The organism is Kiloniella sp. EL199, from assembly GCF_900313065.1.
Taxonomy (GTDB): domain Bacteria; phylum Pseudomonadota; class Alphaproteobacteria; order Kiloniellales; family Kiloniellaceae; genus Kiloniella.
The window spans coordinates 184,552-196,847 of the sequence record NZ_OMPU01000013.1; the positions used below are offsets into that span (position 1 = coordinate 184,552).

A 12,296-nucleotide genomic window follows, 5' to 3' on the forward strand; every position below is an offset into this window, starting at 1 on the left:
CCTTAAAGGACTTATCTCTACGCTGCGCGAATTCCTTGGATAAATTCCTCCACACTCTTACGCATATCATTCGCTTGTTGTGCCAAGCCTTCCGAAGCTTCCAAAACTTGCTGCGAAGACGTTCCCGTTTGTGTAGAGGCTTCACTAACCCCTTGCATGTTCGACGTTACCTCAGCTGTTCCTGAGGATGCTTCTTGAACATTCCGAGAAATTTCCTGCGTTGCAGAGCCCTGCTCTTCAATTGCTGTAGAAATAGAAACCGAAATTTCATTCATGGATTCAATTGTTTTACCAATGGCCTCAATCGCAGTAACCGCTGTTTTGGTCACATCCTGCATCTCATCAACTTGACCACTAATTTCTTCTGTTGCTTTGGCTGTTTGGTTAGCAAGATTTTTCACCTCACTGGCAACCACAGCAAAGCCTTTACCGGCTTCACCTGCTCTTGCTGCTTCAATTGTCGCGTTCAAAGCCAAAAGATTTGTTTGCTCAGCAATATCAGAAATCAATCCAACTACTTCTCCAATACGATTTGATGCTTCTTCCAGTCCTTTGATCGTTGCAATATTTGCATCCGCTTTGGAAACGGCATCGCTGGCAATCTGGCTTGACTGATCAACCTGCCGATTGATTTCTTCAATGGAACAACTCAATTCCTCAGCAGCAGCAGCCACGGTCTGCACATTAACCGACGCCTCTTCAGCAGCAGCAGCAACTGTATTGGATCGAAGTGCCGTGTCCTGTGCCACGGAAGACATTTCACCAGACGTTGTATTCATCTGGGACGCCGCTGCACTTACACCTGTCAAAATTTGGTTACTATCCGCTTCAAACTGGCCAACCAACTCTTCAATACGTTTAGTTCTTTGTTCACGAAGAGCAACCAGTTCTTGCTCTTTCTCTATCATTTCATCCTGCTTAAGTGCATTCTCTTTGAAGATCTGCAATGCAGAAGCAATATCACCGACTTCATCCGTCCGGTCCAGACTTGATATTTCAAAGGCTTTATCCCCTTCTGCCAATTGCAACATCTCGGACGTGGATTTCTCAAGAGGCCTTACAATTGATCGGGCAAAATACCAGCCAAGAAGTGCGACAATAAATAATACAACCACGCTAATTACGAGAATATATATAACGGAAGCATCTGAAAGGTGTAAAACCTCCTCCTCATCAATTTCTGCCATCAAGGCCCAGCGAACACCGTGAAGGTCAAGCGGTTGATAGGCAGATAAAACACTTATGCCACGATAATCCGGCACAATGGCAATACCTGCCTCACCTGCAAGAGCTTTTTTAACCGTGTCCGTTTCAACTTTGGTTTTAAGGATGGTTGAATCTTCTGAGAAACGTGAATCACTGCGCATTAAATAATCTGCACCAACAATGTAGGTTTCACCGCTTTCGCCCATACCTGCATTTTGTTGCATGACGCTATTAATTCGATCAATAGGCATCTGAAAGATTAAAACACCCTGAAAACCATTTTGAGAAACAATCGGTGTTGACATAAAGCTGGCCGGGGCACCGTAACTTGGCTCATATGGGGCAAAATCTATAAAGCTTACAGTTCCAGCCTTTTGATCGTTGAAAGCCGCTTTAAAAGCTTGGGCGAGGCCTGATTCTTTATATTTTCCGCTGTTCAGGTTTGTAGCGTAATCAAGTTCCTTAAAAACACTGTAAACCACGTTGCCATCAACATCGACAAGGAAGACATCATAATATCCTCTTGCTTCCAGCATTTGACGGAACCAGGGATGAAGCTGACGATGATCCGAATGATAAGAACCTTCTATGTCAGGACCATCATAGAGATGTTTTTCACCAATTTTTTCCGGATTGCCCTTTGCATTTGTCGCTTCAGCAGTCGGATCATTAATGTAAATACCATGCAAGGATTTTAAAGGATCGGAATGTCTGTGTTTCTCGTCTTGAAAGCCAGCCGTAAAGCTGGACATAGCATCTTGAACATAGCCATTAGCGGCTGAAACAGTAATATCTTCTTCAATGGAACTTAAATAATTCTGTAACGCGGATTTTCTGGCTTCGCCGAGCGCTACAAGCGTTTTTTCTTCCATATAAACCAAGCTTGAAGAAGCGTTATTAACGCTGAATATCCCAATAGAAACAACGGATATCGCAGAAACAATCACAAAAAGAATTGGAAGTTTTCTCGATATTTTCATATCAAACAATTTTGAGATCGTCATCACCCTTCAGGCCCTCCTAATATGCCTTGATTTGAACTAACCGCCTCCCCCTCAGCGTATGACTCTTTTCTGAGTGCGTGTAATTCAATAACCATCATGCATACCATGATATGCAAATATTCTTAATAAGAGCTTAACCTGTGATCTTAATAGTAATGAACTTGATTAACTTCGAAATACCATCTATCTAACTGGAAATATAAACAAAAACAATTGATAGAGACCTCAGCAAAACGATCCACACAGAGAAAAAACCGAAATAGTATTTGGCACGAGTTAATTCACGCAAACATATCAAGATCAAAAAGAGAACAAATGGGAGCCAACTGGCAAAAATTATACAAATCAACTCATAGTTTTATAATGAACGTAACCGCTGTAGAGTTTTGCTGAGGTCTCTGATAACAAATTAACAAATTTAAAAACAATAAACGTATTCACCATCAGCTTGATTTACATTTACGACTAATTGATCATTAACCGTTTAATATAGGAATAGACATTCCAACTTTTACTGAATCCATCACTATATTAGTTTTAAATTTATTTACCTCAGCATTCCCAAAGAAGTATTCCCTAGTAAATTTTTCATAATGCTGAATATCCCGTACCAATAAAACAATAATAAAATCCGCTTCACCAGTTGTGTAATAACATTGCTGAACCTCTTCAGCCTGTCGCATACGCTTCTTGAAACCATCAAGTACGTTCAAATTTTCGCGCTCCAGACTGATTTCTGTGATGACAGTCATCGGATGGCCCAGTTTTTTCGGATCCAACAACGCCACCTCTGCCCTGATAACCCCGCTATCTTTTAGACGTTTCAGGCGTTTCTGAACCGCTGCAGGAGATAAACCGATTTCAGCACTGATCCTTTCCGCTGTCATACGGCTATCTTTTTGCACATGGAAAAGAATTTTATGATCAAAGGTATCCATTATTATTTTCAACTCAAAAAAACTATAATATTATGAAATTAATATTCAATCATTTATAATTCAATGAATTTAGTAAACAATTCCCTATATTCTGATGCACCAAAATGAGAGGATTAAATGATGACTGATGTCACTCCAGATGCATTTTTGCATCAAAAACAAGCCATGATCGACATACGTCATGATTTACATCGTAATCCTGAACTGGGGTTTGAAGAACATAGAACGGCACAAAAAATCGCTTCGGAACTCAAATCCTATGGCATGCAAGTCCATGAGAATATTGGCGGTACCGGCGTCGTTGGCATTCTAAGAAAAGGTGGCGGTAATCAGGCAATAGCATTAAGAGCCGATATGGATGCCCTCCCCATTCAAGAGACCAGTTCTCATCAATATCGTTCAACGGCAAGCGGGAAAATGCACGCCTGTGGACATGATGGGCATATCACCATGCTTTTAGGTGCGGCTCAATTCCTGTCTGAAAAACAAAACTTCAACGGTACCGTTGTTTTTATCTTTCAACCCAATGAGGAAAATGGTCTGGGCGCGGCCGCTATGGTCAATGACGGGCTCCTTGAGAAATTTCCAGTAGATGAAATATATGGCCTTCATAATTTACCCGGCGTACCCTTAGGTGAATTCTCGACAAGGTCCGGCACAATTTGCTCCAGCGAAAGCCTGTTTGAAATTACAATAGAAGCACGTGGCGGCCACTCTGCAATGCCACAAAAAGGAGTCGACGCAATTCTTGTCGGCTCAGAAATAGTGCAGGCCTTCCAGTCTATTGTGGCGCGAAAAATGGACCCGGGCTGCGGCGCTGTCGTTTCCATTACCGAATTTATTACAGATGGCCGCAGAAATGTTCTTCCCGGTTCTGCAATACTCAAAGGCGATGTTCGCGCACGCACACCAAACGATCGTGAACAGATTCAGAATCATATGCAACGCCTCTTGAATGGTATAACGCAAGGCCACGACGTCGAAGCAGGTTTTAGCTTCAGTACAGAATTTATCGAGACTATTAATTCCACTGAACAAACCCAAATCGCAATCCAAGCGGCCAAAAAAATAAGCGATAACGTCAACGGTGATCGGGAGCCCATGTCATTTTCAGAAGATTTCGCTCTGTTTTCCCAGAAAAAGCCGGGTTGTTTTATTTTGATGGGCAACGGAACCAAAGGTGTCCATGGCAAACCCCTTCACGCTTCTGATTATGACTTCAATGATGATGCACTTGCAATCGGCGCAGCCTTTTGGGCACAACTTGTTGCTAATCGCCTTCCTGAATGATTTTGAACACTACTTTAGTTAGGATAAATTTATGTTTGTTGATTTTTCTGCTGATGCCATTAAACACGCTTCTTACACCCATCACACTGGAGAAGCTTTCAAAAGTGTTATAACGCCGCAAGATTTTGCATATGCGTCCGATGAAATCATGACATGGGATGGTTATGCTGCCACACCTCTCTATCGTTTAGAGAACTTGGCCCAATCGCTTAATGTCCAAAATATTCTTTATAAGGACGAAGGACCAAGATTTGGTCTTGGATCATTCAAAGCCCTTGGTGGCGCCTATGCAGCCGCCAAGGTACTACAACGAGAGCTGAAAAATAAATTCAATGAACAGGCATTCCTGTCAGATTTGCGCTCAGGCAAGTATGCCTCTTTGACAAAATCCATCACGCTTGTCTCTGCAACAGATGGGAATCATGGCCGCTCTTTGGCTTGGGGCGCTCAAAAATTCGGTGCCGATTGCAAAATCTACATCCATTCAGAAGTTAGTGAAGAACGTGCCAAAGCAATGAGAAGTTATGGTGCCGATGTGATTCGCATAGATGGCGATTATGACGATTCGGTCCGCATCGCGAAAACCAATGCTGAAGAAAACGGTTGGTTTATTGTCTCGGATACATCCTGGGAAAGCTACACACAACCGCCAACTGATGTGATGGCCGGTTATGGGGTTATGACGAACGAAATCATTCAGGAACTCTCCCCTCCTCCAAGTCATGTATTACTTCAAGGCGGGGTGGGTGGTCTCGCAGCTTCTGTTTGTGCAGCCTTACGTCAAAAATGGGGAAAAGAATCTCCACGCGTTATCATTGTTGAACCAGATTTGGCCAATTGCCTCTACACAAGCGCCATCAAAGACACACTTACGTCCGTTCACATAACCGAAGAAACAATCATGGCTGGGTTATCCTGTGGCGAACCTTCTCCTCTGGCCTGGAACATCTTACGCGAAGAGGCATCCGATTTTCTATCCATACCGGATACGTTTATTGCACCTGCAATGAAGCTGCTCGCAAAACCAACAGGCAACGACCCTGCCATTGTAGCCGGAGAATCTGCTGTGGCTGGACTGGCTGCGATCATTGCTATTGCAAAGGATGAAACGCTTCGTAAAAACCTTGGTATCGAAACTGCCTCACAGATCTTGGTTATTGGATCAGAAGGCGCAACAGACAAAGCGCTCTACGACAAAATCATATCAAGCTAGTTCACAACAAGGCATTATCTGGCAATTGCTTGCGAAGATGGGGCTATACTGCTACCAAAGTGGAGGAAATTATCTCTACTAGCAGAGCCTCGCTTTCTTGGACAAAAGAACCGGATAAATGCAAAAAGCTACACGTATCGCCCCCTCTATCCTTGCCGCTGATTTTTCCCAATTAGGACAAGAGATCCAACGTCTGGATCAAGCCGGTGCAGATTACATTCATGTCGATATTATGGATGGGCACTTTGTCCCCAATATCTCATTTGGCCCCTCCATAACAAAAGCAGTTCGTCCGGTTACAAAAAAACCGTTTGATGTTCATTTGATGATTTCACCCATTGATCTCTATATCGAAGCTTTTGTTGATGCCGGTGCAGATATCATCACTATTCACCCGGAAGCAGGACCTCACTTTCATCGTACAATTCAGCTTATTAAATCTTTGGGCGTAAAAGCTGGTCTGGCATTGAATCCGGGCACACCTGTAGATGTCGTAGATCACGTTATAGAAGATCTTGACCTTCTGTTGGTTATGTCGGTGAACCCGGGTTTTGGTGGACAATCATTCATCCCCGGTGTTCTTGGGAAAATTTCAGCCCTGAGAAACAAAATTGATTCTCTTGGCAAAGATATAGATTTGGAAGTTGATGGCGGCATAAATTTCGAAACGGCGCCACTCGCTGTAGAGGCTGGTGCAGATCTACTTGTTGCAGGTACCGCAACTTTCCGCGGAGGATCTGATAACTACGCACATAATATCAAAAAATTAAAGGGGCAATAAGAGCATTCGCCTATGCAAGGCCCAAACCAAAGTCATAAACCAAATACTAAAAAAAACTCTGGCCGTTGGATAAATGGCCAGAGCAACCTTTCCGAACATATGGCTTCGTTCTTTAGGCTGCCCAATCCTGTTATTTTCGGGAAAATCGGGTACAAATCTAAATACCCCCTTCTCATCACCCCCTTTCATGACTGGCTACTAAGTCGCAAAGCTATTCCAAATTTGGCTTTTACCCCCACAGATCCATGGTTGGGAGACGCCAATAAAGGCAGGGCAATTCTGGCCGGGCAGATTGAGCTTGCGGGCCAGATTATTAACAACCCGGCTCCGCTTTGGAATCCAGTAGGCGCGGAACCCGATTGGGTTAAAGAGTTTCATTCTTTCAACTGGTTAAGGTCTTTGCGCGCAGCAGCGGGGGATCAGGCCCGCCGGACAGCCCGTGAAATGCTCAATCTTTGGATTAAGGATAACAACCGATGGCATCATTTAACCTGGGAACCATCCATAACAGGATGCCGGCTATATAACTGGCTTGGTCATTATGAATTTATTGGCAGTTCTGCTGATATTGATCTTCGCCAACGTATTCATGACAGCCTTGCCAAACAGGGACAATACCTCTCTGCCTGCTTACCTGCTGGTCTTACAGGCGTAGAGCTTATTCGCGCCATCAAAGGCCTTCTCTACGCGGGTGTTTGCTTACCAGAAGGAAGTACATGGCTTAGACGTGCGCTAAATCTACTGGGCAAAGAACTTTCTCTACAAGTTTTACCCGATGGCGGCCATATACAAAGAAGTCCCCACATCCATCTGGAAGTTCTAAGGCATCTGATTGATATACGAGCCACACTACATGCCGGGAAAAAGGAAGTTCCTGGTTCAATAATCTCGGCAATTGAGTCCATGTCACCGGTTTTGAGAATGTTCCTGCATGGTGACGGCGGTTTGTGCCTTTTCAATGATTCAAACGAAGACCACGGCTGGCAAATTGATATGGTTTTGCGTCGCTCAGAAGGCAGAAAACAACCTTTGCTCGCCGCCCCGCAAAGCGGTTTTCAAAGGCTTCAATCCGGTCGTATCGTGGTAATTGTCGATGCTGGCGCTCCGCCACCTCCAGGTTATGACCTCACAGCTCATGCCGGAACCCTCAGTTTTGAAATGTCTGTAGGACGGGAACGGCTTATTACAAACTGTGGCGTTCACAGAAACCATCCTCAATGGCGCTGGATACCAAGGGCAACAGCAGCACATACAACCCTGACACTTGCGGAAACAAATTCAGCCCATCTGACCCCACATGGTGGTCTCGCCAAACGCCCAGATAATGTTACCTGTCGCAGAGAAGAAGATAACAATGGTCAAGCTCGCTTGGAAATGTCGCATGATGGCTATTTAAACAAACTGGGCCTTTTTCATAATCGCACCTTGATCGCCCTCGCAAAAGGCGAAGGAATTGAAGGTTGCGACAGCTTAAATTTCTCGGAAAATCTTGATGAAAGAGTACGCCAAGAATTTGCAACCCGTTTCCATTTACATTCCGACGTCAAAGCATCTCTCATTAACGGTGGCGATGCAGTATTATTAAGCCTGCAAAAAGGGGGCGGCTGGCAATTTTCCTGTGAAGGAGCAACCCTGTCACTGGAACCGAGTATTTACCTTGGAAAAGCAGGTGAAATCCGCCGCAGTCAACAAATCGTCTTGTCAGGTATAACAACCAGCACAAACAAGACAGAGATCAACTGGTCACTTGTCAGAGTAAACACAAAAAAATCTGCGAAAAAAAACAATCAATCAAATTTATGGGATCAATGACAGAGTTAATCCATATCCTGACAATATTTGCTATTTTTATGTTTTTGTCATGCATAGCAACGGCCATGCTTCGCAAAATACTCATAAAAAAAAGCATCCTTGATAATCCAAATGAAAGAAGCAGTCATACAATCCCGACCCCACGAGGAGGAGGACTCGCCCTTATGGGAGTTTTGCTTCTTGGTTGGGCTGGGTACGGCGCTGCGTCATCAACACTCCTGCCCGGGTTTTGGTTTATCTTTACCGGTTCTATCGCTTTGATATCTGTTTCATGGCTGGACGATCTAAAGAACCTCTCACCAAAATCTCGCTTATTAGTTCAAGTTATTGTTGTTTGCATGAGTTTATGGGGCATTACTCTTGATGGTCAGACAATTAAATTATTCCCAGAGATAGTTCCCCAATGGCTGGATTACCTCTTCATTGCATTATCCTGGATCTGGTTTATTAACCTTTATAACTTCATGGATGGTATTGATGGTATAACCGGTGTCGAAACATCAACCATAACATTAGGCCTTGTTCTCATCGCATCATACTACTCCTGGCAAACCGAAGCTCTTTATTTGCCCTTGTTTGTTCTGGCTGTCACAGCAGGTTTCTTAATTTGGAACTGGGAACCTGCGGCCATATTTCTGGGGGATGTCGGTTCAATTCCATTGGGGTATATTCTGGGATGGTTTATGATCTTTCTCATCACAAAGGGCATGTGGGCTGCAGCTTTTATACTGCCTCTCTATTATCTATGTGATGCCACCCTAACACTGACAAAAAGAGCGATAAGAAAACAAAAAGTTTGGGAAGCTCATAAAGAACATTATTATCAAACTAGTGTGCAAAATGGTTTGAGCCATAAAACTGTTTCTCTTGTCATTTTCGCTTGTAACATAACCCTAATAGCCTTGGCATTGTTCCTGAGCGCTGATTACCCTTGGTATAGCCTCATAATTGCTCTGATTATTGTATTCAGCACAATGAAGCTATTGAAAAAAGGGAATCTGAGGAAAAGAAATCAAAATTAAACAATCAACAAAATGAATGCTTTCTGGCTATCTTTGATCATTGCCAGTAAGGTAAAACGCAACTTAATAGATCATTCTATATCACCACGTATTGTCAGGAATAAGAACATATGAAGTTGCTTATAACTTCACGTAGCAAATCTCTGGTCGCATTTTCGCATGATCTTTTCATGCTTGCGATCTCTTTTGCGTTTTCCTTGGCACTCCGAATGGATGTTACTGATGCAGCAGCCATACCACCGTTAAGCCTTTTTCCGGCTTGGGCCACATTTATTCTAATCGGAATAGGCACCTTCTGGATGCTTGATTTCTACAGAGGAACTTGGCGCTACGCATCAATGAATGATCTCCTCAACATCATAAAAGCTTCAACGCTGATTATGTTGTTGTTCTTACCAATACTCTTTTTCTGGAATCGTCTTGAAGACATCCCTAGAAGTTCGCTGATTATTAACTGGTTTATCCTGATCTTTTTGCTCGGTGGCCCCCGTATGATCTATCGCACATGGAAGGACCAGGGTGTACGACGATTAATGGAAAAAGACAGCCATTTAAGAGTACCAGTTTTCTTGATCGGCTTTGACGATATTGCCGAAGCATTCCTGCGCCACATCACAAGAGATCTTGCTAGCGCCTATGAAGTCGTTGGAATACTTGATCCAACAGGCCAGGAAGCGGGCAGACGTATGCATGATCTCCCAATTATGGGCCCATTGAATAAGCTTCAAGAAGCGCTGGACAAAGTATCTCTCCGCAACAGAACACCACAACGCATTATTGTGTCAAAAGTGCTCGACAGAGATAGCATGCAACTTATCAACGATGTTGCCGCAAACAATAATCTGTCAATTGAACGTCTCCCCAATCCAACAGAATTCAAAAGTAATTTAGGCAGTGATATAGAGGTCAAACCCATTGCAATAGAGGATCTTCTCGGACGACAACAGGCCAAACTGGATCGACTTGCAATGGAGAAACTCATTTCTGGAAAACGTGTCCTCATCACAGGATGTGGTGGCTCTATCGGTTCAGAGCTTTCAAGGCAGGTTTCTTCTTTTAAGCCTGCGCACATGACCCTTTTAGATAGCTCCGAGTTCAACCTTTATTCTATTGATATGGAAATATCTGAAACCTATCCAGAGCTTAAGCGAGATGCCGTTCTTGGTGATGTTAGAGACACCTCCAGACTCAATCAGATATTTGATCGCTTCAAGCCAGAGCTGGTTTTTCACGCAGCAGCTCTGAAACATGTCCCACTCGTCGAAGCCAATCCGGTTGAGGGTGTCCACACCAACGTATTGGGAACTAAAAACACTGCAGATGCATGTCGGCGTGTCGGCGTTAAGACCATGGTTCTTATTTCCACCGATAAAGCCATTAACCCGCCTAATATTATGGGTGCAAGCAAACGCTTGGCCGAAAGTTACTGCCAGGCAATGGATCTGGTTGGAAAAGATGAGAATAGTACACGCTTTGTTACTGTCAGATTTGGCAATGTATTAGGATCAACCGGTTCAGTGGTACCCCTATTCGAACGCCAATTAAAAATTGGCGGTCCCCTTACGGTTACTCATCCGGAAATTACCCGTTACTTTATGACAATCAAAGAAGCCGTTGAGCTGGTACTACAGACCATGACTCTCGGAACAACAATGGCCAGTAAGGATGCAGGTAAAATCTATGTTCTGGATATGGGCGAGCCAGTCAAGATTACAGATCTTGCTAAACAAGTCATACGTCTTGGTGGATTTGAACCAGATAAAGACATTAAAATCGAATTTACAGGTCTCCGCCCCGGCGAGAAGCTATACGAAGAACTTTTCCACGAAACAGAACCTCTAATACCGACAACACACAACAGTCTAAAACTTGCCAAGCCTCGAATTGTTAATCAGGAATTACTAACCCACAGTTTAGAAAAAATGACGCAATTGATTCACGACAAAAAACGCGATGAAATTATAAGGTTATTATCGCAGCTTGTTCCAGAATACGACGGTGTTCATAAAAACAATACCGACACTAAAACAGAGTTACAAAAACAAGCTCAGGCAATAATTTGATATGCCTAAAAAAAACCGTTGCATTGTTTTTGGCGCATCAGGAAAAACAGGTCAAATTTTAAGTAATCGCTTGGACTCAAATAAATACGAGATCATTAATGTATCACGTAATGCTGATGCAGTAGCTCATCTTCCTGGTCAAGGATACGTTGCTGACTTAAACAACATCGATAGCTTCAAAGATTTAATTCACCCCGATGATATCATTATTAATTTAGCGCACGCCAGATTTACCACTGCGATACTTAAACATTGCCCGGAATCAATCGGACAATTGATTGTCGTTGGATCCACAAGACATCTCACTTCCTTTCCTGATTTAGCTGCAAAAGAAGTAAATCATGCTCTACGGCACCTTGAATCTTGGCAAGGCCCTTGGACTATGTTGCATCCAACCATGATCTATGGCGCTTTAGGTGAAAACAATATCCAAAGAATGGCCTTGTTTATTAAAAAATTTAAAGTAATTCCATTACCCAACAAAGGGAGAAGCCTAATACAACCAATCCATGTTGAAGATGTGGTTACGGCAATCCTTCTTGCGATGGAAAAACCGCAATGCATCGGTAAAAGTATTCTTATTGCTGGCCCAAAGGCCTTAACATATAAAAATTTTATAAAGAAAATTGCGACGGCTTCAGGGTCAAATTGTGCCGTGATACCTATGAACCAAACACTTGTACAAATATTGGCTCTCTTAACTCGTTGGCTCCCTTTTCTCCCTTCCATCACATCACAAGAAGTCCAGAGACTTATGGAAGACAAAAACGTAGATACCAACCAAATGACGCAATTGTTAGGATTATCTCCTCGTGATTTTGAAGAAGGTCTGGCAGAACTTTTCGTATCAAATAAATAGTTTTATGTCAGGTATTCTGCACACCAAATCATTGCATCCAACGCCTCTTCAGTTTATTAGTGCCCTCGCCTAAGAAAATTTCGGCCAACACTGATCATTCTTGATGGT

General features: G+C 43.2%; 9 protein-coding genes. 7 read left to right on the top strand and 2 right to left on the bottom strand.

Going from position 1 to position 12,296, the window contains the following annotated elements; all coding sequences use genetic code 11:
* Window positions 1–17: 17 nt before the first annotated feature.
* Complete coding sequence (locus tag D9A03_RS15725; protein WP_120498170.1) at window positions 18–2,210, bottom strand: methyl-accepting chemotaxis protein; 2,193 nt, start codon at window positions 2,208–2,210, stop codon at window positions 18–20.
* 476 nt (window positions 2,211–2,686) lie between these two features.
* Window positions 2,687–3,148 carry an Lrp/AsnC family transcriptional regulator gene (locus tag D9A03_RS15730; RefSeq protein ID WP_120498171.1) on the bottom strand — a complete coding sequence of 154 codons (462 nt, stop codon included), beginning with the start codon at window positions 3,146–3,148 and terminating at the stop codon, window positions 2,687–2,689.
* Window positions 3,149–3,268: 120 nt separating this feature from the next.
* On the opposite strand from D9A03_RS15730, the gene D9A03_RS15735 reads away from it, so the two are divergent.
* The 7 genes from D9A03_RS15735 (at window position 3,269) to D9A03_RS15765 (ending at window position 12,188) form a co-directional block, all read left to right on the top strand.
* Complete coding sequence (locus D9A03_RS15735; RefSeq protein WP_120498550.1) at window positions 3,269–4,438, top strand: M20 aminoacylase family protein; 1,170 nt, start codon at window positions 3,269–3,271, stop codon at window positions 4,436–4,438.
* A gap of 31 nt (window positions 4,439–4,469) precedes the next feature.
* On the top strand, window positions 4,470–5,651 hold the full coding sequence (locus D9A03_RS15740) for a diaminopropionate ammonia-lyase (protein WP_120498172.1): 1,182 nt from the start codon (window positions 4,470–4,472) through the stop codon (window positions 5,649–5,651).
* A gap of 118 nt (window positions 5,652–5,769) precedes the next feature.
* Window positions 5,770–6,432 (top strand): ribulose-phosphate 3-epimerase, encoded by a 663-nt coding sequence (gene rpe / locus D9A03_RS15745; RefSeq protein ID WP_120498173.1) that lies wholly within the window; start codon window positions 5,770–5,772, stop codon window positions 6,430–6,432.
* Between the two features lie 12 nt (window positions 6,433–6,444).
* A complete protein-coding gene (locus D9A03_RS15750; RefSeq protein WP_120498174.1) occupies window positions 6,445–8,244 on the top strand; it encodes a heparinase II/III family protein in 1,800 nt (599 codons plus the stop codon).
* A gap of 164 nt (window positions 8,245–8,408) precedes the next feature.
* Complete coding sequence (locus D9A03_RS15755) at window positions 8,409–9,266, top strand: glycosyltransferase family 4 protein (RefSeq protein WP_162938192.1); 858 nt, start codon at window positions 8,409–8,411, stop codon at window positions 9,264–9,266.
* Window positions 9,267–9,376: 110 nt separating this feature from the next.
* Window positions 9,377–11,329 (top strand): nucleoside-diphosphate sugar epimerase/dehydratase, encoded by a 1,953-nt coding sequence (locus D9A03_RS15760; protein ID WP_120498176.1) that lies wholly within the window; start codon window positions 9,377–9,379, stop codon window positions 11,327–11,329.
* A gap of 1 nt (window position 11,330) precedes the next feature.
* Window positions 11,331–12,188 (top strand): NAD(P)-dependent oxidoreductase, encoded by an 858-nt coding sequence (locus D9A03_RS15765; protein WP_120498177.1) that lies wholly within the window; start codon window positions 11,331–11,333, stop codon window positions 12,186–12,188.
* The last annotated feature ends 108 nt before the right edge of the window (window positions 12,189–12,296 follow it).

Coding starts and splice junctions, on each gene's coding strand:
- D9A03_RS15735 (WP_120498550.1), top strand. CDS start 3,269: ATGACTGATGTCACTCCAGATGCATTTTTGCATCAAAAACAAGCCATG.
- D9A03_RS15755 (WP_162938192.1), top strand. CDS start 8,409: ATGGGAGTTTTGCTTCTTGGTTGGGCTGGGTACGGCGCTGCGTCATCA.
- D9A03_RS15740 (WP_120498172.1), top strand. CDS start 4,470: ATGTTTGTTGATTTTTCTGCTGATGCCATTAAACACGCTTCTTACACC.
- D9A03_RS15725 (WP_120498170.1), bottom strand. CDS start 2,210: ATGACGATCTCAAAATTGTTTGATATGAAAATATCGAGAAAACTTCCA.
- D9A03_RS15750 (WP_120498174.1), top strand. CDS start 6,445: ATGCAAGGCCCAAACCAAAGTCATAAACCAAATACTAAAAAAAACTCT.
- rpe (WP_120498173.1), top strand. CDS start 5,770: ATGCAAAAAGCTACACGTATCGCCCCCTCTATCCTTGCCGCTGATTTT.
- D9A03_RS15765 (WP_120498177.1), top strand. CDS start 11,331: ATGCCTAAAAAAAACCGTTGCATTGTTTTTGGCGCATCAGGAAAAACA.
- D9A03_RS15730 (WP_120498171.1), bottom strand. CDS start 3,148: ATGGATACCTTTGATCATAAAATTCTTTTCCATGTGCAAAAAGATAGC.
- D9A03_RS15760 (WP_120498176.1), top strand. CDS start 9,377: ATGAAGTTGCTTATAACTTCACGTAGCAAATCTCTGGTCGCATTTTCG.